This window comes from Bacillus cereus group sp. RP32 (assembly GCF_040459735.1).
In the GTDB taxonomy this organism is placed as follows: Bacteria; Bacillota; Bacilli; order Bacillales; family Bacillaceae_G; genus Bacillus_A; species Bacillus_A wiedmannii.
Window position 1 is genome coordinate 554,020 of the sequence record NZ_JARVHO010000001.1, and the last position, 23,481, is coordinate 577,500.

The window sequence follows — 23,481 nt, forward strand, 5'->3', positions numbered from 1 at the left end:
TAGTGTATACAAATATTCCTAGTAAAATCCTGTTAGATTGTAAAAAATATTGAGATACAGGTTGTTTTTTTCATATAATAAAGGTATGACAAGCGAGAGGAGATAGAAATATGAACTGGAAACAAGAATTTAGTCGCTGGCTTTCATATGCAGAGTTAGACGCAGAACTAAAAGAACAGTTAGAAAACATGAAGCAAGATGAGAAGAAAATTGAGGATAGCTTTTATAAAAATCTAGAATTCGGCACAGGTGGTATGCGTGGTGAACTTGGTGCTGGTACGAACCGTTTGAACGTATATACAGTTCGTAAAGCAACACAAGGATTAGCGAAGTTTATTGAAAAATTAGGTGAAGAAGCGAAAAAACGCGGTGTTGTTGTAGCGTACGATTCTCGTCATAAATCACCTGAATTTGCAATGGAAGTAGCTGCTACACTTGGTGCACACGGTATCACAACATATGTGTTTGAAAGCTTACGTCCAACGCCAGTGCTTTCTTTCGCAGTTCGTCATTTACATACAGTAAGTGGAATCGTTCTTACGGCAAGCCATAATCCGCCGGAATATAACGGTTATAAAGTATATGGTGAAGATGGTGGGCAGTTGCCTCCAAAAGAAGCTGATGAGTTAATTAGCTATGTAAATGCAGTAGAGGATGAGTTAACAGTTGAGGTTGCTAATGTGGAGCAATTAAAAGCTGACGGTTTATTACATATTGTTGGACAAGAAGTAGATGATGCATATGCATCAGAATTGAACAATGTCATCATTAATAAAGAAATGGTACAAAATGTTGGAAAAGACTTAAAAATCGTCTTTACACCATTACATGGAACATCAAATATTTCTGTGCGCCGTGGTTTAGAAGAAGTTGGATTTACAGATGTAACAGTTGTAAAAGAGCAAGAGTTACCAGATCCGAACTTCTCTACAGTAAAATCACCGAACCCAGAAGAGCATGCAGCGTTTGAGTATGCAATTCGTGACGGTGAGAAGGTAGGCGCAGATGTGTTAATCGCAACGGATCCTGACGCAGACCGCCTAGGCGTTGCAGTTCGTAATCACGATGGTGAGTTCCAAGTATTAACTGGTAACCAAACAGGTGCATTAATGCTTGATTACTTATTATCTCAAAAGAAAGAAAACGGAACGCTTCCAGAGAACGGTGTTGTATTAAAAACAATCGTAACGTCTGAAATTGGCCGTACAATCGCGAAAGCATACGGTTTAGATACAGTTGATACATTAACTGGATTTAAATTTATCGGTGAGAAAATTAAACAGTATGAAGAAAGCGGACAATACGAATTCCAATTCGGTTATGAGGAAAGCTATGGTTATTTAATCCGTCCATTCTGTCGTGATAAAGATGCAGTACAATCTGTTCTATTTGCATGTGAAGTAGCTGCATACTACAAATCACAGGGTAAAACGTTATACGATGGTTTATTAGAAGTATTTGAGAAGTACGGTTTCTTCCGTGAAGATCTTGTATCGTTAACGTTAAAAGGAAAAGATGGAGCGGAACAAATTCAAGAAATGATGGCAACATTCCGTGAAAATCCTCCGAAAGAAGTGGCGGGCTTAACAGTTGTAGCTGTTGAAGACTATAAAGCGAGCATCGTTACATCTTTACAAGATGGACATAAAGAAGAGATTCACTTACCGAAATCAAATGTGTTAAAATATCAATTAGAAGATGGTTCTTGGTTCTGCCTACGCCCATCTGGAACTGAACCGAAGATTAAGTTCTACTTCGGTGTTCAAGATAATTCTTTACAAAATAGTGAACAAAAGTTACTTACTATTAAAGAAGATATTATGAATCGTTTATAATATAAAGTAATTTTAAGTAATAGGGAACAAAAGGGAGTGAAACCTCCCTTTTGTTCTATGTAAGGAAGTAATCGTTATTGATTCTGACAGAAGAGAGGGTATTTTGTGATGAAAAGAGTAAGAAAAGCGATAATCCCAGCAGCTGGATTAGGAACACGTTTTTTACCAGCTACAAAAGCAATGCCAAAAGAAATGTTACCGATAGTAGATAAACCAACTATCCAATACATTGTAGAAGAAGCAATAAAATCAGGGATCGAAGATATTATTATCGTTACTGGTAAAACGAAGCGCTCTATTGAAGATCATTTTGATAATGCATTTGAGTTAGAGCAAAACTTATTAGAAAAGAAAAAGTACGAGTTACTTGAAAAAGTACAGGCTTCTTCAAAAATGGTAGATATTCACTATATCCGTCAAAAAGAACCAAAAGGATTAGGGCATGCAGTTTGGTGTGCACGTAAATTTATCGGTGATGAGCCATTCGCTGTTTTATTAGGTGATGATATCGTTCAAGCTGAAAAACCATGTTTACGTCAATTAATTGAAGAATATGATAAAACGCTTTCTTCTGTTATTGGTGTACAAACGGTTCCAGAAGATGAAACACACCGTTATGGAATTATCGACCCATTAGAGCAGGAAGGACGTCGTTACCAAGTTCGCAATTTCGTTGAGAAACCAGCAGCAGGTACAGCACCTTCAAACTTAGCAATTATGGGACGTTACGTTTTAACACCTGAAATCTTCATGTTCTTAGAACAGCAACATGTTGGTGCTGGTGGTGAAATTCAGTTAACAGATGCAATCCAAAACTTAAACGAAATTCAACGTGTATTTGCTTACGATTTCGAAGGAAAGCGCTACGACGTAGGTGAAAAGTTAGGATTCGTTCAAACGACAATCGAAATGGCCCTGCAACACCCAGAATTACGTGATGAAATGGTTCCAATGATGCAGAAAATTTTAGAAGAACACACGAAGCAACAGTCTTAATATAAAAAAGGAGTTATTTCAGTGTACTGAAATAACTCTTTTTTATTATGAAATCGTCGAATGAGAATGCTGATAAGCGGAACGACGTACAGCATAGTATATGCGAGGTGCGATAATAGCACCGATAATGGTAAAGGCAATATCTTTTACTGCGAACCACATCATAATCATCCAAGCCGCTTTATAACTCATATTACCACCCATGAAGAAATTGACTGCCCCGTACATATAAGTAGTACCGATAATATACGTTAAAATGATTCCTGTGAAAGAGGCAATTGCAAATGTACTGAATGTTGGTCGTTCTTTTTGTTCTACTAGTTTTCCGGATACGTAAGCAACGATAATAAATGCAATAATAAAACCACCAGTAGGATCTAAAAGCGCTCCGAATCCAGCTTTGAAGTTAGCGAAGATTGGTGCACCAGCTAAGCCAACGAGCATATACACAGTCATTGATAATGCGCCAAGTCTACTTCCAAGAAGAAGCCCTGCTAAAATTGCGAAAAATGGTTGCATAGATAATGGGATGCCCGCTACTTGCAGGAATGGTGCCCAAGATACAATATTTGCACCAATGGCCATAAGAGCGACGAACATGGCAGCTAATGCTAAATCTAAAACATGAAATCTTCTCATAATGTTAACCTCCTGTTGTTTTTAGGTTAACATTATCGTAGCGAAAATATTTACTTGTTGTCAATCAAAATATTTTGATAAGAAGGCTTCAAATAGTCTCTTAGCAATGTATACGGAATACGAAATTGTGGAATTCCGCTTGAATAAGGAGCAATCTCATATAGAGGGAAATAAATGACGAGATTGTTCGGCTCTAAAAAGAAGTGAAACTTTTTCGTGCTCATGACCTTTTCAGTTGCATCGGGAAAATAAATGCTTTCATTTTGTTTAATTTGTCTCACAATCTCAGCGCGTATTACTTCTTTATATTTATCTTCTTGTTGAAATAAATCGTCTAAGTGTAGTAACTTTTTTTCTTTTAAATCAAATGTGTTTGCCTTCCACGTATAAAGACCGTGTGCTCCGCCTGTATATTGATAGTGATTCACATATAGGCTGAGTAAGGGTGGTTTATTTAAGGAGATTTTATAATCAACATTCGCTACGTACGGATGAAAAGGTGTGCTAGATCCTTCTGTTTCTTTATAATATTTTTTTGCGTCTTTTTCTAATTTAGTTTTAAATTTGTCAGTAGACTTTTTGTAATAGAAATTGAGCTTATTTTGAAATTTAGAATCGGAAAAATTGTGAAAAGAAGGTCTGTTAATTTGATATTCTATATAAGGTTTCTTACCTTTTTGTGTTACAGTCTGAACATCGATTGTCAGGTTGGATGCTTTGGCTGCTAGTGCACAATTTGGTACAATAGTCAGCAAGGAGAACATAAGCAGTAATATACAAAATTTCTGTTTCATTTAGGTGAAACCTCCTTATATAAGTGTTATAAGTAGTTTGAAAATAAATAGGTAAAATTATACATTCAATTAAAGTAAGAGAAGGAGGAAACGATATGGGAAAAACTTTAATGGATTCACTTGGAATTGAGTTGTTAGAGATGACAGAAGATAAGGTGGTTGCTACGATGCCTGTTGATGAGCGTACGCATCAGCCGTTTGGTTTTTTACACGGCGGTGCATCTCTTGCATTAGCGGAAACAGTAGCAAGTGTTGGTTCATACAATTTAATTGATCAAGAGAAATGTATTTGTTTCGGTCTAGAAATTAATGCAAATCACATTCGCTCAAAGAAAGATGGAATTGTAACAGCAATCGGAACACCGATACATAGAGGACATTCAACGATGGTTTGGGATGTACGTATTATTGATGAGAATGATGATTTACTATGTATATCAAGGTGTACAGTAGCAATTAAAGAAAAACGTGAAAAGTAAAAAGAGGCGGCTCAATAGAGAGGCCACTGAAAAACTTACGTTTTTCGGTTTATAAACCGGATGCAAAACAAGAAAGGCGATTTTTCATTCAATTTTGAATGAAAAGTCGCCTTTCCCTTTATTCTTTTTTACTTTGTTTCTTTTATCAAGGTTAGGATTCGTTTTAAATTGACAGCGAATATAGCCATTGCACCTTGCATTTGCATACCAATCAGACCCGAGGAAGATGCCACATCATACCCGTGTCTATGCTTAAGTTCACTATTTTTCGCTTCAATTTTATAACGCTCTTTCCCCTTTTCTTTAAAATATGCACTTTCTTGAAATGCTTGTTGTTCCTTATGTTCAGTGGATTTAATTGTCACAGAATATGTTTTATTTTTAGCGCCTTCTTTGTAACACCCACTTTTGAATGGACATACTTTGCATTTTTCAATATCAAAATAGTAGGTATGACTTTGACTATTGTTTGTTCCCTTTTTACCCGTACGTGCTCTACGAACGGCCATATGTCCAGCTTTACAGACATACATACCCGCATCTTTATTAAATTCAAATTCATCTTCTTTTTTACGTGGCCCTTGTGTCACAATAGGGTTTAATTTCGATACTAATTGTAATTGATTTTGGTTGGCATATTGAATATTATTTTTCTCAGAATAAGCAGTATCTCCAATAACTGTATCAATTTCCATCCCTGTTTCACGACTTTTTTCAATCAATGTTTGAAGGTATTTTCCATCGCTTTTTTCACCCGTTGTAATCACCGCAGCTGTAATGATGCGTTCTTCATTCATCGCAATATGTGTTTTATAACCAAAGAAAGAAGAATCCGCTGTTTTATGTCCAATTCGCGCATCAGGATCTTGCGAAAATTGGAGGTGTTCTTGGTGATCTTCTACGATTTCTTTTAAATAATTCAGTTTCTCTTTCACATTTGGATATTCACGAATGATTTCCTCTTTTTCTACTGTTTCAATTACTTTTTGACAATATTCAAGTTCGTCACTTAAGTCATCTGTCATTGTTTTTGGTGGGAACTTTTCCTTCATTCCTTCGTCAACTTGATAAACAGCTTTGCGGAGTAATTTGGATTTCTCCATTAAAAATTCTTTCGGCGATTTTTGATTGAAGCGTGCTTTTGTATGCGTGGCATCAACAATAATAGATTTATTTTTAATCAAGTTTTTTTCGAGTGCAATTTCCACTGTTTTTTGAATGAGCATGTCAATTAACCCTACATCTGTCAGACGAAGCTTGCGGAACTTCGTTAACGAACTAGGGTCAATGACCATATCTTCTGGTGCCATATCTAAGAAATATTTAAAGGACATATCGTATTTTGAGCGTTCCACAACATCTACATCTGATAAATCAAAAATAGATTTTAGTAATACATATTTAAACATACGAACAGGCGGCACTGCATTGCGACCGTTATCGAGACAATATTTATCTTGTAGTTCTTCTAAAACAAAAGAAAAGTCTACCAGTTCATTAAATTGACGAAGCATATTATCCTTTGGTACAACGATATCGTAAATCGCCATAAATGGACTGAGGTTAAGAGATTGTTGATTAGAAATCATCCGAGACACCACCTAGAATTAGTACAATCATTATACATGAAAAAAGCGAAAGCTTCCTCGATTTCATCGAGGAAGCTTTCGCTTTTTAAACTATAAGGACTTTTTCAGTGGCCTCCTCAATAGAGCGCCTCTTTTTTATAATTAGAACTGGATTTTCTTCTCTAAGAAGCCTTTTAGCTCGCTAATTGGCATACGAACTTGTTCCATTGTGTCACGGTCACGTACTGTAACAGCTTTGTCTTCAACTGAGTCGAAGTCGTAAGTGATACAGAATGGTGTACCGATTTCGTCTTGACGACGGTAACGTTTACCGATAGAACCAGTTTCGTCAAAGTCTACCATGAAGTCTTTAGCTAGTTCTGCGAATACTTCAGTAGCACCTTCAGATAGCTTTTTAGATAATGGTAAGATAGCTGCTTTGTATGGTGCTAAAGCAGGGTGGAAACGAAGAACTGTACGAGAATCGTTTTCTAATTGCTCTTCTTCATATGCATCACATAAGAATGCTAATGTTACACGGTCAGCACCTAAAGATGGCTCGATGCAGTACGGTACGTAACGCTCATTCGTTTGTGGATCGATATAGTTAAAGTCTTCGTTAGAGTGTTCCATGTGACGTTTTAAATCGAAGTCTGTACGAGATGCTACGCCCCAAAGTTCGCCCCAACCGAATGGGAATCTGAATTCAATATCAGTTGTTGCGTTACTGTAATGAGATAATTCCTCTTCACCGTGGTCACGAAGACGCATGCTTTCTTCAGTCATACCAAGTGAAAGTAACCAGTTCTTACATGTTTCACGCCAGAATGCGAACCACTCTAAATCTTCACCAGGCTTACAGAAGAATTCAAGTTCCATTTGTTCGAATTCACGTGTACGGAATGTGAAGTTACCAGGCGTGATTTCGTTACGGAAGCTCTTACCGATTTGGCCAATACCAAATGGAAGTTTTTTACGCATAGAGCGTTGTACGTTTTTAAAGTTTACGAAAATACCTTGTGCTGTTTCAGGACGAAGGAAGATTTCGTTCGTGCTAGACTCTGTAACACCTTGGAATGTTTTGAACATTAAGTTGAACTGACGGATTTCAGTGAACTCTTCACTACCACAATCAGGACATTTTACTTCATGTTCTTTCATTAGGTCAGCCATTTGGTCGAAAGTAAGACCATCAACAACCATTTCGATGCCTTTTGCATCTAATGCATCTTCAATTAATTTGTCAGCACGGTGACGCGCTTTACATTTTTTACAGTCGATCATTGGATCGTTGAAGTTACCAACGTGACCAGAAGCGATCCAAGTTTTTGGGTTCATTAAAATAGCTGCGTCTAAACCAACGTTGTATGGAGATTCTTGAATGAATTTTTTCCACCAAGCTTTTTTAACGTTATTTTTTAATTCGATTCCAAGTGGACCGTAATCCCAAGTGTTTGCAAGACCACCGTAAATTTCAGAACCAGGGAAAACAAAACCGCGATGTTTCGCTAAGTTTACAACTTGTTCCATTGAATACATAATAAAATCCTCCTTTTGAAAGTTAACGTATTGGCGATGACGTGCTCTGGTACTTGTGAAACAAGCGGTATATGCTTTGAAAAACATAAAAAAACGCTCATCCCAAGGCTTAATTGCCTAGGGACGAGCGTTTGCCCGCGGTTCCACCCTAGTTGATACACAACAGGTGCATCCACTTTATCACGTATTGCTCGGGACTGCCGTTTCCTTGCGGCATCAGGCTTTCACTATCCCTGAATCGCTTTTTGTGCAAGTACTTATAAGTCCGTCATCGCTACTTATATTAATAATAATGAACATATTCTAACACGTTCTTTTTTAAATCTCAATAGAGGAACGCGTCTATCTATGATAGAGTCTCGCCTATTTTTTCGTTATTTATTCCGTAATTTTGTTTAATGTGCTTAATTGCTTCGCGTTTACTAAGGGGAGCAAGCTCGTTATTTTGCACGTATTCCCAAACGACATCGGGCTTCGTTTTTGCATACTCGCGAAGGACCCAGCCAATCGCTTTTTGAATGAAAAATTCTTTTGAAGAATGTAGTTGTCCAATAATCCAGAAAAGAAGTTCTTCGTCCATCTTTTGTTTATATTTTAGCTGGAATAAAATAGCGGCGCGTTGTAACCATATGTTGTCTGATGCAATCCATTTTGGAATATAGGCAGAAATTAATTCCGGATGTTTTAAAAAGATATTCCCTAAAAATGTAGGGACGATGCTATCAACAAAATCCCACCAAGATTTTGTTACAATAAGTTCTTCTAAAAACGGGATATGCGTTTCGTTTATATGCTTTTTATATTTTTGCATAATATCGAGTGCAGCCGCTTGAAATTCACGTTCTGGTAAATCCCAAAGCTCACGTACGATAATTTGAAAGTCTTTTTGATCTGGAAGAGTGTGTATTTGGATAACGTCTTTTAATAACTGTCTTCTTTCAGGTGTTTGAATACCGAGAAATGGGAAGTGGTTTTTCATATAACGTGCCATTGGTTCTGCTTTTTCAGGATTTTTATGGGCTGTGAAATGCTCTTGTAATGCTTGTACAAATGGATGCATAAGTGCGTTCTCCTCTCTTATTATCTCGCTCCTATTATTATACAGAGAGTTTGGATAAATTTTAAAACATAACTTGTAAAGTAATGAAATATGTTGAGAGTAGAGAGGAGAGGATAAGATGGAAGATCAAGGCGTACTAGCAGGTTTCTTTGCTCTTAGTTTTGCGTTTATTCTTGTTGTATTGATTTGGGCAATTATTGCGTATTTATTAACGGCTTTTGCACTGTATACGATGGCGAAAAATGATGGTGCAACGGATGGTGCTCTTGCGTTTATTCCTTTTTTAAATAGTAAGATATGGGGTGATTTAGCAAAAGACAAATTACCGGATTTCTTAAAAGAAGAAGCAGGATGGAAAGTATTCGGCATATATGTCGCGTGTTTCATTTTTAACTTCGTACCAATTCTATATTTATTAGCAACAGCTGTATCGATTGTGCTGTCTATTTATCTTATCTACGCAATTTTAGATAGATACGGAACGAATTCTATATTGTTTACGATTATTCATACAATCACATTTTCGGTTTTCTTACCGATTCACTTGTTCATTATTCGGAATGAGCCGGTAAGGTATAACGAGTAGGGATATTTGAAAAGTCATTCATATAATTGTATTGAACAAGAAAAAGGGCTGTCACATGTGACAGCCCTTTTTCTACTACATAAGGTAACGTAAATAAATATAAATATGAGAAATGATTAATGAAACGATCATAATTGGGAAGCCGACTTTAAGGAATTCCATGTAGCTAAATTTATGGCCCTCACGACTTGCGATACCTGCAACGATTACGTTAGCAGAAGCTCCGATTAATGTTCCGTTTCCACCTAGACAAGCACCTAATGCTAATGCCCACCATAATACGTCGATTTGTGCGTCAGAAGGTGATAAACCTAGCCCAACTGCCATATCATTAATAAGTGGGATCATTGTTGCAACGAATGGAATGTTATCAATTGTTGCAGAGGCGATACCAGATACCCATAAAATAAGGATAGATGCGTAAGAAACATCTCCACCTGTTATTCCAATTACTTTTTGAGCTAACATTTTGATAAGGCCGATATCAATAAGTCCTCCAACAAGTACGAATAGTCCTGCGAAGAAGAAGATCGTTACCCACTCTACACTTGCGAATACCTCTTCAATTTCATGTTCTTTCACACCGATTAGCATAAGTACAGTAGCACCAGTTAAAGCGATGATAGCTGCATCAACATGGAAGATCGAATGAGTCATGAAACCTACGATTGTAAGTCCAAGTACGGTTAAAGATTTTTTCATTAATACTGGATCTTGAATGTATTGTTTTTCATCTAAACTCATTAATTTTTTAATTTGTACAGGATCAGCAATTAATTGTTTACGATACATGAAGTAAAGTATTGTCGCTGTAACAGCAATAATAATGATTACGATAGGTGCTAAGTTGAATAAGAACGCATTGAAATCTAAATGCTTATTTGCAGAACCAATCATAATGTTAGGTGGATCACCAATTAATGTTGCTGTTCCTCCAATGTTTGAAAAAATAATTTCAGAAAGTAAATAAGGAACAGGATTTACTTGCAGTATGCGCGTAATAGATAAAGTAACTGGAACAACAAGAAGTACAGTTGTAACGTTATCTAAAAATGCGGAACCAAGCGCAGTAAGTAAGGAAAGTGAAATTAAAATTTTAATTGGATTTCCTTGCGCCCCTTTTGCTGCTTTAATGGCAACGTATTGGAAGACACCCGATTTACTCGTAATGTTCACCAGAATCATCATACCGATGAGTAGCGTAATCGTCCCCCATTCAATATGTTTCGTAAAGGCGTTGTGTAAATCAACGACCCCCATAATTACCATGAGTGCTGCACCAAGAAGTGCGATGACAGCGCGATTAATTTTTTCTGAAATAATAATGGCATATGTAATTAAAAAGACTGCGATAGCAAAATAATACTGCCAGTTTGCGAGCTCTTGCGTTGTTTCGTGCAAAACTCTCATCTCCTTTCATTCACTTTTCTTAGTGTGTCAAAAAATTAACTAGATGAAACACACATAACGTCATTATAAAGTAGAAAAAAGGGGGATGTAAATGAAAGGGCTTATTTTGTCATATTTTCTGCATCGGTCATTTTTTCTTATTTTTAAAAATATTTGTGGGCATTTGACATATATATAAGATACATCCAATCTGAATATTTAAAATGGAATTAGCATTCGAGCTTGTTCGTGTAGGAGTGTCAAATAGAAAGGAATGACAAAGATGATAAGGAAGGGATCGTATGGATGAACAACGATTTTTATTTTTGGATTTTGAGTTTACGATGCCCCAGCACAGAAAAAAACCAAAAGGATTTTTCCCGGAAATCATTGAAGTAGGACTCGTTTCGGTTGTTGGCTGTAAGGTAGAAGACACGTATTCAGCTCATGTTAGGCCGAAAACTTTTCCTTCTTTAACGGATCGATGTAAGAAATTTTTAGGAATTAAACAAGAAGTCGTAGATAAAGGAATTTCGTTTCCAGAACTCGTTGAAAAACTTGCAGAATATGAAAGGAGATGTAAACCAACCATTGTTACGTGGGGAAATATGGATATGAAAGTGTTGAAGCATAATTGTGAAATGGCAAGAGTAGACTTTCCGTTCTTAGGCCAGTGCCGTGATTTATCACTTGAGTATAAGAAGTTTTTTGGGGAGAGAAATCAAACAGGATTGTGGAAAGCAATTGAGGCATATGGAAAAGCAGGGACGGGTAAGCATCATTGTGCGCTAGATGATGCGATGACGACGTATAATATTTTTAAATTAGTAGAAAAAGATAAAGAGTATTTAGTGAAACCAGCACCTCCAACGTTAGGAGAACTCGTTGATTTTTCAAAAGTGTTAAAGAAAGTGAGTACACAGTAACGACCAAATTGCACAGTATGTAATTTGGTCGTTTTGTTTTTTTAAAGTTTGTAGTCTTTTTTTAACTGCTCTAATGTTTCTAGACTACGAACTGCAAAAGGTGAATCATCTTCAGAAAATGAATTCATTTGAGTTTCCAATGCTAATTTGAGTGACTCTGTATACTCTGGAATTTCTCCTTCATATTTCTTCACCATTTGTTCTGGAATATTCGTCTGTTCACGGAAAGCTAAAGCACGTCTTTCATGGAAAAATGGTACGTCAGCTTGTTTTACGTTATGTAAGTCACCTTGCACCGGATGTTTTAAAACAGCTAACACTTTTACGACGTAACTGCCAGGACGGCTATTTGTAACTTCGCCGATGTATTTGCCAGTTTTATAAATACCAGTAACGATTTCACCAATTTCAAATGTTTCTCTCATATTTTTCACCTCAAGTTTATAGTAAGGAAAGTGTGCGAAGGAGTCAAAGAAATCATTCGCTTTCGGAATGCCCCCTTGAGAATATGGATAGGTTCCACTATAATTTTATATTATATAACAGAAAATTCTGATGTTTTTTAATCTTATAATAAGGAGTGTTCCGTATGATGCCTTTATATTTTCCGGAAGATAAAACAGAATATATTATTCCAGGGATTGTTTGCGTTCTATTTATCATTGGTGCCGTTGCTACGTGGCGTATGTTCATTCGTGTATCAAAACGCGAAGCGGAGCGATTACAGAAAGTTGAAGAAAAACTTTTAGCGGAAAAGAAACAGTAACTCATTTTTGTATGTTTCCCTCTATGCTCGGACAATCTAAGGGCAGAATATATTTTGGAGGGAATAGAATGAAAAAACGGCTTTTTTTAAGTTGTTGTTTATTATTTCTGTTGGCAGGTTGTGACCAAGGGAAGCCGAAAGAAATTGACGTGAAATTATATAATGCTTCAGGCGATGAAGTGGGGACTGCGAAAGTAGTGCAGCAAACAAGCGGAGTGAAAATTACGATTAAAGGGGAAGGTTTCGCACCAGGCGCGCACGGACTGCATGTACACGAAATTGGTGAGTGTAAAGCACCACGTTTTGAATCATCTGGTAATCATTTTAATCCTGATAATAAAAAGCATGGACTTCTTAATCCGAAGGGTGCAGAAAACGGTGATTTACCGAACGTAATTGCAGACGGTTCTGGAAAGATCAAGGCAGAAATCGATGCGCCGCACATAACGCTGGAAGAAGGAAAAACGACGATTCATAGAAAAGATGGAGCGTCTATTATTATTACAGAAAACGCTGATGATGGTATGACACAACCAACAGGTAAATCAGGTGATCGAATTGCTTGTGGTGTCATTGTAAAAAAAGCGTCGGATATGAAGAAAAAGTAAAAGCTACCATGCATGGTAGCTTTTTTTGTGAAACGTATTTGAAAAGATATTGATAAAGGAGATTGTCCCGAATTACCTCCTTTCTTATTATGAAAACGTATGGCGCAGTCTATTTAAAATTTCTTCTAAAACAGATCTTGGACAGCCGATGTTAATTCGAATATGTTCTTCGCCGCCTAATCCGTATTTCTCACCAGGTTCAACGATGATTTTCCCTTTTTCCTCAAGTAATGCAGTGCGTTCATTTTGAGAAAGCTGTAGGCGGGAGCAATCAATCCATAATAAAAAGCTACCTTCTGGTTTCGTTACAGAAAGAGTAGGTATGTGATTTTTAATATATTTACAAGCGAATTGAGCGTTATCTTCTATATATAATCGAATTTCATGTAGCCAATCATTACATTCTGTATAGGCACTTTGCATCGCTGTATAGGCAAATGTATTTAATCCGTGGAAACCTTGTCTATATTGGATAGATATAAAGGTTTGACGGAGTTTTTCGTTTGGAATGATAATAATCGATGCCTGTAATCCAGCGATATTAAATGTTTTACTCGGAGCCATACAAGTAATCGTGCGCGCTGCTAATTCTTCTGATAAGGAAGCGAACGGTGTATGAGTACGATCTCCGTAAATAATATCGGCATGAATTTCATCCGCGACAACGATTACATTATATTTTGTACATAACGTGCCAAGTTGTGTGAGTTCCTCTTTTGACCAAACACGCCCGATTGGATTGTGAGGACTACAAAGAAGCATGAGTTTGACGCCTTGTTGAAATTGCTTTTCTAAATGATCGAAGTCTATCGCATATGTATCATTTTGTTTCTGTAAAGGACTCACGTATAATCGTCTATTGTTCGTTGTGACCATTTCGAAAAATGGGGGATAAATAGGTGGTTGTACGAGAACGGATTCGTTTTCCTTTGTGAAGGCCTGTATGCTCGCACTAAGAGCTGGAACGATTCCCGCGCTAAAGACAATCCAATCTTTTGGAATATCCCAGTTGTACTGTTTTTTTGTCCAGTTACAAATAATATCTCCAATATTTTCGGGAGGAAGTGTGTAGCCGAAAATAGGATGCTCGATACGTTTCTTTAAAGCAGTCTGAATTGGTTGTGGTACTTCAAAATCCATATCAGCAATCCAAGCATGGAGAAGTTCTTCGTTTTTATATGTATCCCATTTCGTACTATGAGTTCCACGTCGATTGACTGTTTTATGAAATAGTTGCATAAGTTTGCCCCCTTCTTCTGTAAACCGTTAAGTTATAAAAGTTCTCTCTCTTCTTATAGAATAGCTGATGTGATAGGATAAAGAAAAGCATTAAAAAGTGAAAAGGCGGGAAGCTAATGGGTACATATGAAAAGATGATAGAGGTTGTGAAGAATTGGGATCCGTTTCAAATGGGACCGGAGTTTTATGAAACAGAAGCGAGCGATGTTGTGAACGTCGTAAGTGTGTTCGACGATCCAAAATACATCGCAAAAAAGATTCAACATATATACTTTATGTCTTTTGAGGAAGTACCTGCGCTTGGAAAATGTGAGAAGTTAGCTGTGGAATTACTTGTAATAAAAGAAGGCGGAAGTTGTTCATTGTAGGCTGTCGGAATTTCCGACAGCCTTTTGTATTATTGTGTAGAAAAAGCGATAATTTCTTCATAAACAAGTTCAGGCTTTTCTTCAGGTAGTAAATGTCCTGTGTTTTCGTAAGAAATAAATTTCGAATTTGGTAAATCTTTGTGTAGCCGATGACCTACATGTACAGGGACGACACGATCTTTTTCACCCCAAATGAGTAGTGTAGGTGTTTCAATTTTTTGTAATTCAGTTGAAGATAAATCACCTTCACGGTCTCTTATCATACGAGTTAAAGCAGGGAATATACGGTTGTCATAAAAAGGAGCGGAGTAACCTTCCTTCATTTCATCGTCAATTAATGAGTGATCATGAACGACATTCATTAAGTTATGAACAATGCCCCGCCGTATAATCCAGTTCTTTACGTATAAATGAAAGAACGGTAAATAAGAAGAGTATAGTAAAGGCAAAGTTGCACGTGCTAAATAGCTAGAGCTGCATAGTAAAATTGTCTTTGAAATTAATTCAGGGCGTATACGGTTTACATAGAGAGAAATTTGTCCACCCATAGAATGCCCAACTAACACAATATTTGAGAGAGATAAATGTTCAATTAAATCGATAATAACCGTTGCTAAATTATGATAAGAATATTTAAACAGATGAGACTTATCACTTTTTCCAAACGGTGGCAAATCAAGAGCTAGTACTGTTCCTGCTTTCGATAATAAAGGAATGAGGCGACGGTAACTGAATGAGGAAGATAAAAAGCCGTGAACGAGTACGAAAGTAGGACGTTCCGTTTTGTTGTCATGTTCATACAATTCGTAATGAATAGTAGTGCCGCGAGTGGAAAAAGTGAAATAAGGACAAGTATATTCGTGATTCATTTTTTGTCACTCCATTGATTTTTGTTCATATCATCTCCAAGGCAGAAAAAAATATGTTAACAAAAAAAGGCAAGATGACGATGTCATCTTGCCTTTCGTTTATTCATCATTACCCGCGAACAATATTAGGCGGTGTTTTTCCTTGTAACACTGCAACTAAATTTTCAGCGGCTGTCATAGCCATTTGCTGCCTAGTTTTTAACGTTGCAGATCCAATATGCGGTAAAGTCACGACATTTTGTAATGATAAGAGCGGATTATCTTTTTGAATCGGCTCTTGTGTAAACGTATCAATGCCTGCTGCAAAGATTTTCTTTTCTGTTAACGCTTGGATTAACGCTTCTTCATCTACTGTTTTTCCGCGAGAGGCATTAATGAAGATTGCTGTTTCTTTCATTAATGAAAATTCCTTTTCTCCGATAAGATGATACGTTTCATCTGTTAATGGAGTAAGAAGAACAATAAAATCAGATTGTTTGAGTAACGTCTGTAAATCACAATATGTAGCATCGAATTTTTGTTTAGCTTCTTCTTTACGGCGACGGTTATAATACAGAACATTCATATCAAATCCGAATTTCGCTCGTTTTGCAACGGCTTCTCCAATTCGTCCCATTCCGATAATACCGATTGTACTATGGTGTACATCCAACCCGAAGTGCTCTTTTCCAATTTCGGCGTTCCATTTACCATTTTTTACGTAGGAGTCGAGTTCGCAGACGCGGCGACCAGCAGATAACATAAGAGCGAAAACAAGATCCGCTACTGTATCATCTAATACATATGGTGTATTCGTTCCGATTACATTTTGCTTTTCCATCGCTTGTAAATCAAAATTATCGTAACCGACAGAAATGTTGCTCACTACTTTTAAGTTAGGAGCTACATTTAATAATTCTTCATTAATAGCAGATCCGAAATTTAATAAGCCATCTTTATTTTGTATTTTCTCCAATAGGACATCACGAGGTACCTTCTCATTTTGCTCCCATTTTTCATAATCACAGTGTTCTGATAAATAGTTTTCTACAAATGTTGGAACTGGTTCAGCAATATAAACTTTTGGTTTCACGGTTCCATCCCCTTTCGCTTTATCACGCATTTTCCCGCTGATTAAAGTTTCACTTTACCCCGCTTTAACGGACAGTAAGCCTCCCAGCTCAAAAAGTAGCTTAAGCAAGGTTAGGTGGGAAAGCAACTGTCCGTAAAAGCCCGATTGGTTCAACTAATAATCAGCGGGGTGAAGCATTCCGCTGATTAAAGTTTCACTTTATTTTGACATAATTCACTAAAAAAATCTTCTTTTCAAACTGGAAAGGGTATTTGTATAATTTAGACACAACCGAAAAGGAAGGATGATTTATATGGTGACAGAAAAAGAATTAGAATTATTAGCTTGTCTTGAAAAAAGTAGTCGATTATCTGTAGATACATTAGCGAAGCTGTTAAATATAGAAGTAGAAGAAGTAAAGAAGATGGTTGAAAAATTAGAAGCGGAAAAGATTATTGTGGATTATGTAACACATATCGATTGGACGAAGGTAAAAGAACATACAGGTTTAACGGCGATGATCGATGTGAAAGTTACGCCAAAGCGCGGCGTTGGGTTCGATGCGGTTGCTGAACAAATTTATCGTTATTCAGAAGTGAAATCTGTGTATTTAATGTCAGGGACATACGATCTTTCTATTACATTAGAAGGAAAGACAATGGGAGAAGTAGCGATGTTTGTTTCTGAGAAATTAGCAACAATTGAATCTGTCGTTTCTACAACAACGCATTTCATTTTGAAAAAGTATAAACATGAGGGAATTATTTACGAAAAAAACGATGATGATAAGCGCATTGTGGTGACACCATGAAGCAATTTGAACTATCTAGAACGGCAGAATCTTTACAACCATCTGGTATTCGAAAGTTTTTCGATTTAGCAGCAAATATGAAAGGTGTTATTTCTCTTGGAGTAGGAGAGCCTGACTTTGTTACACCTTGGAATGTAAGGCAAGCATGCATCCGTTCTTTAGAACAAGGATATACGTCATATACAGCAAATGCAGGATTATTGGAACTGCGCCAAGAAATAGCAAAGTATCTAAAAAAACAATTTGCAGTATCTTATGATCCGAACGATGAAATCATTGTTACAGTTGGAGCGAGTCAGGCGTTAGATGTAGCGATGCGCGCCATTATAAATCCTGATGATGAAGTACTCATTATTGAACCAAGTTTCGTTTCTTATGCACCGCTTGTGACATTAGCGGGAGGAGTTCCGGTTCCTGTGGCAACGACTTTAGAAAACGAGTTTAAAGTACAACCAGAACAAATTGAAGCAGCTATTACAGCGAAAACAAAGGCAATTTTGCTTTGTTCACCAAATAACCCAACAGGTACAATGTTAAATAAATCCGAGCTTGAAGAAATAGCAGTGATTGTTGAGAAGTATAATTTAATCGTATTATCTGATGAAATTTATGCAGAGCTAGTATACGACGAAGTATATACAAGTTTCGCGAGTATTAAAAATATGCGCGAGCATACAATTTTAATTTCGGGATTTTCAAAAGGGTTTGCGATGACAGGATGGCGCCTCGGTATGATTGCAGCTCCTGTTCAATTTTCGGAATTAATGCTTAAAATTCATCAATATTCCATGATGTGTGCACCGACAATGTCTCAGTTCGCAGCACTCGAAGCGTTACGCGCGGGGAATGATGAAGTAATTCGGATGAGAGATAGTTATAAGAAACGCCGTAATTTTATGACGACATCGTTTAATGAAATGGGTTTAACGTGTCATGTGCCGGGCGGAGCATTTTATGTCTTTCCTTCTATTTCTTCAACTGGACTATCTTCGGCAGAATTTGCAGAACAGTTATTATTAGAAGAAAAGGTGGCTGTTGTACCTGGAAGTGTATTTGGCGAAAGTGGTGAAGGATTTATTCGTTGCTCGTATGCAACATCGCTTGAACAACTTATGGAAGCAATGAAGAGAATGGAACGGTTTATAGAAAATAAAAAAAGGACAAAACATAATACGTTTTGTCCATAAAAGGGGGGGAATACTAGAAAGCCATGTGTTAGTATTCTATCCCAATATTAGAAAATTATACGTACTCTAGGAAATTTTTCGTTAATTTTGAATGAGTTCTGTCATAGTGGTATAATTTACTAATATAAGGTATGCATATCCTAAGTAGCTTTACTTAGGGTACGTACTAACTAATCGGATATTTAACAATAAATCATCTGCTTTACTATCTACAATTGTAGAGAAAATGGTAACGTATGGGAGTGTTTCATATGTCAGAACAATATACAACTGGAGTGGTTGTAACAGGGAAAGTGACTGGGATTCAAGATTACGGAGCATTTGTAGCGTTAGATGCAGAAACACAAGGGCTTGTGCATATATCTGAAATTACAAATGGATATGTAAAGGATATTCATGACTTTTTAAAAGTCGGCGATACAGTAGAAGTAAAAGTACTTTCAATTGATGAAGAACACAGAAAAATGAGTTTATCGTTAAAAGCGGCGAGAAGAAAACAAGGGCGGATCCTTATACCGAATCCATCTGAGAACGGATTTAATACGCTGCGAGAAAAGCTAACCGAATGGATTGAAGAGTCCGAGTTAACAAAGTAAAAGAGGAGCGCATATGAGCGTTCCTCTTTTACTTTGTCTTATGATATATATTTGCAAATATGATTGCATGCAATCATATTCGTATGTCGGAGGTGAAATAAAGACATACTGACTAGTGGATTTCGTTCGTTTCTGGGTGAGTGCCAAGATTTTCTGATGGTTTAAAGAGTAAACCAAGATTGATAAGCCCAGAAATACCGACGATGCCGTAAATAATACGGGAAAGAGCTGAATTTTGTCCACCGAAAATGGCTGCCACTAAGTCAAACTGGAAGAACCCGATTAGTCCCCAGTTCACAGCGCCAATTACAGTAAAGACTAATGCGATACGTTGCAGAGTACTCATGAAAAAGCCCTCCTTAATTGTGAAGCGTGAACAAGCGATGAGTTAATTAACTCCTTTATAGAATGGCGTAGTTATGTTGTTTTTATACATAAAAAATATAAGAAAAAGGATGTATATACATCTATACCGAAAAATGCGAATTTTTATGCAAAAAATGAACTTTTTCTAAAAAATATATATTGGTTACGTTTACAATGGTTGAATCGCTTGATTTACAACTTCAGTTTCGCTAAAGTGAATACAGAAATACATATACATTATTGGAGGGAAAAAGATGAGTACACATGTAACGTTCGACTATTCTAAAGCGTTATCCTTCATCGGTGAACATGAAATCACTTATTTACGTGATGCAGTGAAAGTAACACATCATGCAATCCACGAAAAAACTGGAGCTGGGAACGATTTCCTTGGGTGGGTAGACCTTCCGCTTCAATATGACAAAGAAGAATTTGCTCGCATTCAAAAATGCGCAGAAAAAATTAAAAATGACTCTGACATTTTACTTGTTGTAGGTATCGGTGGTTCTTACCTAGGAGCACGTGCAGCAATCGAAATGTTAAACCATTCTTTCTACAACACGCTATCTAAAGAACAACGTAAAACTCCACAAGTGCTATTTGTTGGACAAAACATTAGCTCCACTTACATGAAAGATTTAATGGACGTATTAGAAGGTAAAGACTTCTCTATTAACGTTATTTCCAAATCAGGTACAACAACAGAGCCGGCACTAGCATTCCGTATTTTCCGTAAGTTATTAGAAGAAAAGTATGGAAAAGCAGAAGCTCGCAAACGTATTTATGCAACGACAGATAAAGCACGTGGTGCATTAAAAACATTAGCTGATAACGAAGGTTACGAAACATTCGTTATTCCAGATGATGTTGGAGGACGTTTCTCTGTATTAACGCCAGTTGGTTTATTACCAATCGCAGTAAGTGGCTTAAATATTGAAGAGATGATGAAAGGTGCAGCTGCTGGTCATGGTGATTTCGGTACATCAGAACTAGAAGAAAACCCAGCTTACCAATACGCAGTAGTTCGTAACGCTTTATATAATAAAGGAAAAACAATTGAAATGCTTGTTAACTATGAGCCAGCACTTCAATACTTCTCTGAATGGTGGAAACAGTTATTTGGCGAAAGTGAAGGGAAAGATCAAAAAGGTATTTTCCCATCTTCAGCAAACTTCTCAACTGACTTACACTCATTAGGTCAATACGTTCAAGAAGGTCGCCGTGACTTATTCGAAACAGTTCTGAAAGTAGGTAAATCTACACATGAACTAACAATTGAATCAGAAGAAAACGATTTAGATGGATTAAACTACCTTGCTGGTGAAACTGTAGACTTCGTAAACACGAAAGCATACGAAGGTACATTACTTGCACATAGCGATGGTGGGGTACCAAACTTAATCGTAAATATCCCTGAATTAAATGAGTACACATTCGGTTACCTTGTATACTTCTTCGAAAAAGCATGTGCGATGAGCGGCTACTTATTAGGCGTAAATCCATTCGACCAACCAGGAGTAGAAGCATACAAGAAAAACATGTTTGCTTTACTTGGTAAACCAGGATTTGAAAAGTTAAAAGCAGAATTAGAAGAGCGTTTAAAATAATAAAAAGCGACCGGAATCCGGTCGCTTTTTATTATTTTATCGAAAAGTCCATCGGTATATTCAAACTAGAGTGGGTATGCTAAAGAAAAAGTCTAGGAGGGATGGGCTTGATTCCGATTCAATCAAATTTAGAAGGACGTACATATGCGTTATATAAGTTAGAAGAGATAATGAAGCCACTTGGGTATAACATTGGTGGCAATTGGGATTACGATAAAGGATGCTTTGATTACAAAATCGATGAAGAAGATGGCTATCAATTTTTACGAGTGCCATTTACAGCAGTGAATGGCGAATTAGATGTGCCTGGTGTAATAGTCCGTCTGGAAACGCCGTATATTCTTTCGCACGTATATCAAGACGAACTAGATGATCACGTAAATACTTTAATGGCTGGAACGATGGATCAATTTGCTGAGCCGAAAGATCCAGACGGAGATGTGAAAAGAAAATATATCAATATTGGGAAAGTGCTCATGCAGGAACTAGAAAAACATTTTCTTAATGGTGAATAACAATGAGTATGTCGCTTTCAATGAGAACAAAGGAATGGACTGGATTAATCATATATTGTTCGTCGCGTTTTATACCTAGTAAGAGAATATTTTGCTTTAAAAGAGTATAGCTACAATTTGCAAAAGTTTGTCCAGTGCAGGAAGGATAAAGCTCCATCAGTTGTAATTTGTTATCAGAGATTTCATCGTAAAGTGAGAATAGTACGCCTGAAATGGAAGGGAATAAAAGAGAAGCGGTAAATACGTAGCTCGTTAATTTATTTCCTTCTATAATTTCTGATACACCAGCTCTAGTTGCATTTTGTATTTGTTCAGAAGTAAGAAGTTCAGCGATGCAGTGAATGTTTGGATTGAGACCTTTTGCAGTTAAAATATTTAAAATGGACTGTGTATCTGCTAAGCTTTCATTTTTTTCTTTATCAGCTGTTATTAATATAGTGTGAGCTGTTGTAATATTAGCTTTTAATAAAGTTTGATCGTGATGCGGGCAACCCTTTATAAATTCTAAATGATGAAATGGTTTTGGAAGTAAAGAAAGTGTTTCATCAATTAAAACGATATCAAGGTTCGGTTGTAAGATGTGCATTTGTTTTACAACATGTTTTGCCCGTTCATTCCAACCCACGATAATCATATGACCGTTAGAGGTAGCGGCTTCTTCTCCTTTAATTTTCATATATTGTTTATTAATCATATCAGTGGCGAACAGAACCATATAATAAGAACAAAAACCGGTTCCAAATAAAATAATTCCCATACCGATAAGTTTGCCTATTAGTGTATGCGGGGCAAAGTCACCATAGCCAACGGTGAAAATGGTAACGATTGACCACCAAACTCCATCAAACCATGTGGTGAAGTGCGATGGCTCTAATCTATGTATAAGGAAGCCAGAAAAAGCAGTAAGTAAAACAATAAAGCAAACTAAACGAAAAATAATGGAATCACGAAATGTATCTACTAAATTTGGACGGGATTTCAAACTCTTATTCCTCCTTACTTTGCAGGACTACATTCATTGTTACCATTATAGAAAAAAGAAAAACTCTCTAATTTAAAAGAGAGTTTGTTTTACATTACATACTTTCTAATTCAGTTTGTTGGACACTTTCAAGATGCTGGAGGGCGTAGTAAACATCAGCGGTATGCCTTTTTTGATCGATAGATAATTTCAAATGTAAATAGTGAGAGCCATTCTCCAATGTTTTGAGCTTCATATTCTTAACTTTTATATCCATTTCTTTTATTTCTTCAATTACAATTGGGATATTGTCCATATTTCGCACGACAAGTTTTACTGCGATATCACGTTGACGAAATGATCTCGGTCCTACAAATTTCATTGCTAATGGTATAAGTTCAACGCTAATCATAAGGAAACACATTCCGAAAATCGCTTCGATATAGAATCCAGCCCCAACAGCAATACCAATACCAGAAGCACCCCAAATCATAGCAGCAGTCGTTAGTCCTGCAATGCTATCGTTTCCTCTTCGTAAAATAACACCGGCACCTAAAAAACCGATTCCTGATACAATTTGAGCGGCAAGTCGAAGTGGATCCATATTCATATGATCGGTATGTGGTAAATTGTAAGCCGCTTTAATAGAAACAATCGTCAGGAGGCAACTAATGATAGAAATAACTAAACAAGTTTTTAAACCAAGTGGTTTTCGTTTTAATTCGC

26 protein-coding genes (1 of these 26 only partly in view) are annotated in these 23,481 nt (G+C 36.8%); 13 read left to right on the forward strand and 13 right to left on the reverse strand.

What is annotated here, in order from left to right; all coding sequences use genetic code 11:
* The first annotated feature begins 110 nt into the window (after nt 1–110).
* Entirely contained in the window at nt 111–1,835 is a 1,725-nt protein-coding gene (locus QCI46_RS02680) for a phospho-sugar mutase (protein ID WP_353839533.1), read from the forward strand.
* A 108-nt stretch (nt 1,836–1,943) separates the two neighbouring features.
* The gene (galU, locus tag QCI46_RS02685; RefSeq protein WP_000832650.1) at nt 1,944–2,831 is read left to right on the forward strand and encodes a UTP--glucose-1-phosphate uridylyltransferase GalU; all 888 of its coding nucleotides are present in this window, start codon (nt 1,944–1,946) and stop codon (nt 2,829–2,831) included.
* 45 nt (nt 2,832–2,876) lie between these two features.
* Here the strand turns inward: galU and QCI46_RS02690 are convergent, their stop codons facing one another.
* Nucleotides 2,877–3,470 (reverse strand): biotin transporter BioY, encoded by a 594-nt coding sequence (locus tag QCI46_RS02690; protein ID WP_001252151.1) that lies wholly within the window; start codon nt 3,468–3,470, stop codon nt 2,877–2,879.
* Between the two features lie 50 nt (nt 3,471–3,520).
* Nucleotides 3,521–4,264, reverse strand: a complete 744-nt coding sequence (locus tag QCI46_RS02695) for a DUF3298 and DUF4163 domain-containing protein (protein WP_353839534.1) — start codon at nt 4,262–4,264, stop codon at nt 3,521–3,523.
* Between the two features lie 95 nt (nt 4,265–4,359).
* Between QCI46_RS02695 and QCI46_RS02700 the strand changes: the two genes are divergently transcribed.
* Nucleotides 4,360–4,743: a hotdog fold thioesterase gene (locus QCI46_RS02700; RefSeq protein WP_000520763.1), complete on the forward strand. Its 384-nt coding sequence runs from the start codon at nt 4,360–4,362 to the stop codon at nt 4,741–4,743.
* Between the two features lie 128 nt (nt 4,744–4,871).
* On the opposite strand, the gene QCI46_RS02705 is transcribed toward QCI46_RS02700, so the two are convergent.
* The 3 genes from QCI46_RS02705 to QCI46_RS02715 all read right to left on the reverse strand — a co-directional run bounded on the left by QCI46_RS02705 (nt 4,872) and on the right by QCI46_RS02715 (nt 8,910).
* Nucleotides 4,872–6,332, reverse strand: coding sequence for an IS1182-like element ISBcy1 family transposase (locus QCI46_RS02705; RefSeq protein WP_353839535.1), 1,461 nt, complete (start codon nt 6,330–6,332; stop codon nt 4,872–4,874).
* 141 nt (nt 6,333–6,473) lie between these two features.
* On the reverse strand, nt 6,474–7,850 hold the full coding sequence (locus QCI46_RS02710) for a glycine--tRNA ligase (protein WP_000287155.1): 1,377 nt from the start codon (nt 7,848–7,850) through the stop codon (nt 6,474–6,476).
* Nucleotides 7,851–8,196: 346 nt separating this feature from the next.
* Nucleotides 8,197–8,910: a DNA alkylation repair protein gene (locus QCI46_RS02715; RefSeq protein WP_353839536.1), complete on the reverse strand. Its 714-nt coding sequence runs from the start codon at nt 8,908–8,910 to the stop codon at nt 8,197–8,199.
* Nucleotides 8,911–9,028: 118 nt separating this feature from the next.
* Between QCI46_RS02715 and QCI46_RS02720 the strand changes: the two genes are divergently transcribed.
* Nucleotides 9,029–9,496 (forward strand): hypothetical protein, encoded by a 468-nt coding sequence (locus tag QCI46_RS02720; RefSeq protein ID WP_000390066.1) that lies wholly within the window; start codon nt 9,029–9,031, stop codon nt 9,494–9,496.
* A gap of 75 nt (nt 9,497–9,571) precedes the next feature.
* Here the strand turns inward: QCI46_RS02720 and QCI46_RS02725 are convergent, their stop codons facing one another.
* Nucleotides 9,572–10,897 (reverse strand): ArsB/NhaD family transporter, encoded by a 1,326-nt coding sequence (locus QCI46_RS02725; protein ID WP_353839537.1) that lies wholly within the window; start codon nt 10,895–10,897, stop codon nt 9,572–9,574.
* Between the two features lie 290 nt (nt 10,898–11,187).
* On the opposite strand from QCI46_RS02725, the gene kapD reads away from it, so the two are divergent.
* The gene (gene kapD / locus QCI46_RS02730) at nt 11,188–11,811 is read left to right on the forward strand and encodes a 3'-5' exonuclease KapD (RefSeq protein WP_000344365.1); all 624 of its coding nucleotides are present in this window, start codon (nt 11,188–11,190) and stop codon (nt 11,809–11,811) included.
* Between the two features lie 41 nt (nt 11,812–11,852).
* Here kapD and kapB read toward each other — a convergent pair whose 3' ends face one another.
* Nucleotides 11,853–12,236, reverse strand: coding sequence for a kinase-associated lipoprotein KapB (kapB, locus tag QCI46_RS02735; RefSeq protein WP_001209345.1), 384 nt, complete (start codon nt 12,234–12,236; stop codon nt 11,853–11,855).
* Between the two features lie 164 nt (nt 12,237–12,400).
* Here kapB and QCI46_RS02740 point away from each other — a divergent pair, with 164 nt between their 5' ends.
* The gene (locus QCI46_RS02740; protein WP_000982763.1) at nt 12,401–12,577 is read left to right on the forward strand and encodes a hypothetical protein; all 177 of its coding nucleotides are present in this window, start codon (nt 12,401–12,403) and stop codon (nt 12,575–12,577) included.
* Between the two features lie 68 nt (nt 12,578–12,645).
* Nucleotides 12,646–13,185, forward strand: a complete 540-nt coding sequence (sodC, locus tag QCI46_RS02745) for a superoxide dismutase [Cu-Zn] (protein WP_353839538.1) — start codon at nt 12,646–12,648, stop codon at nt 13,183–13,185.
* Between the two features lie 87 nt (nt 13,186–13,272).
* Here the strand turns inward: sodC and QCI46_RS02750 are convergent, their stop codons facing one another.
* Nucleotides 13,273–14,424, reverse strand: coding sequence for a MalY/PatB family protein (locus QCI46_RS02750; protein ID WP_353839539.1), 1,152 nt, complete (start codon nt 14,422–14,424; stop codon nt 13,273–13,275).
* Nucleotides 14,425–14,540: 116 nt separating this feature from the next.
* On the opposite strand from QCI46_RS02750, the gene QCI46_RS02755 reads away from it, so the two are divergent.
* Nucleotides 14,541–14,792 (forward strand): YugE family protein, encoded by a 252-nt coding sequence (locus QCI46_RS02755; protein ID WP_000537643.1) that lies wholly within the window; start codon nt 14,541–14,543, stop codon nt 14,790–14,792.
* A gap of 29 nt (nt 14,793–14,821) precedes the next feature.
* Here the strand turns inward: QCI46_RS02755 and QCI46_RS02760 are convergent, their stop codons facing one another.
* On the reverse strand, nt 14,822–15,661 hold the full coding sequence (locus QCI46_RS02760; protein ID WP_353839540.1) for an alpha/beta fold hydrolase: 840 nt from the start codon (nt 15,659–15,661) through the stop codon (nt 14,822–14,824).
* 109 nt (nt 15,662–15,770) lie between these two features.
* A complete protein-coding gene (locus tag QCI46_RS02765; RefSeq protein ID WP_353839541.1) occupies nt 15,771–16,763 on the reverse strand; it encodes a 2-hydroxyacid dehydrogenase in 993 nt (330 codons plus the stop codon).
* Nucleotides 16,764–17,025: 262 nt separating this feature from the next.
* Between QCI46_RS02765 and QCI46_RS02770 the strand changes: the two genes are divergently transcribed.
* From QCI46_RS02770 to yugI, 3 genes are all read left to right on the forward strand, one after another.
* On the forward strand, nt 17,026–17,523 hold the full coding sequence (locus QCI46_RS02770; protein ID WP_000255701.1) for an Lrp/AsnC family transcriptional regulator: 498 nt from the start codon (nt 17,026–17,028) through the stop codon (nt 17,521–17,523).
* Nucleotides 17,520–18,710 (forward strand): aminotransferase, encoded by a 1,191-nt coding sequence (locus QCI46_RS02775; RefSeq protein ID WP_353839542.1) that lies wholly within the window; start codon nt 17,520–17,522, stop codon nt 18,708–18,710. Before QCI46_RS02770 ends, QCI46_RS02775 begins: the two co-directional genes overlap by 4 nt.
* Before the next feature lie 251 nt (nt 18,711–18,961).
* On the forward strand, nt 18,962–19,306 hold the full coding sequence (yugI, locus tag QCI46_RS02780) for a S1 domain-containing post-transcriptional regulator GSP13 (protein WP_000003769.1): 345 nt from the start codon (nt 18,962–18,964) through the stop codon (nt 19,304–19,306).
* A 112-nt stretch (nt 19,307–19,418) separates the two neighbouring features.
* Here yugI and QCI46_RS02785 read toward each other — a convergent pair whose 3' ends face one another.
* Entirely contained in the window at nt 19,419–19,652 is a 234-nt protein-coding gene (locus tag QCI46_RS02785; protein ID WP_048542215.1) for a DUF378 domain-containing protein, read from the reverse strand.
* A 274-nt stretch (nt 19,653–19,926) separates the two neighbouring features.
* Here QCI46_RS02785 and QCI46_RS02790 point away from each other — a divergent pair, with 274 nt between their 5' ends.
* Nucleotides 19,927–21,279 (forward strand): glucose-6-phosphate isomerase, encoded by a 1,353-nt coding sequence (locus tag QCI46_RS02790; RefSeq protein ID WP_172554648.1) that lies wholly within the window; start codon nt 19,927–19,929, stop codon nt 21,277–21,279.
* A 107-nt stretch (nt 21,280–21,386) separates the two neighbouring features.
* Nucleotides 21,387–21,794 (forward strand): YugN-like family protein, encoded by a 408-nt coding sequence (locus tag QCI46_RS02795; RefSeq protein WP_353839543.1) that lies wholly within the window; start codon nt 21,387–21,389, stop codon nt 21,792–21,794.
* Here QCI46_RS02795 and QCI46_RS02800 read toward each other — a convergent pair.
* Nucleotides 21,781–22,776: a potassium channel family protein gene (locus tag QCI46_RS02800; RefSeq protein WP_087986054.1), complete on the reverse strand. Its 996-nt coding sequence runs from the start codon at nt 22,774–22,776 to the stop codon at nt 21,781–21,783. The two genes, QCI46_RS02795 and QCI46_RS02800, sit on opposite strands and share 14 nt — an antisense overlap.
* Before the next feature lie 94 nt (nt 22,777–22,870).
* On the reverse strand, nt 22,871–23,481 hold the 3' portion of the coding sequence (locus tag QCI46_RS02805; protein ID WP_000384160.1) for an MgtC/SapB family protein. 70 nt of this gene lie beyond the right edge of the window; the window shows 611 of its 681 coding nt (coding positions 71–681); its start codon lies beyond the right edge, outside the window — the gene reads right to left on this strand; its stop codon occupies nt 22,871–22,873.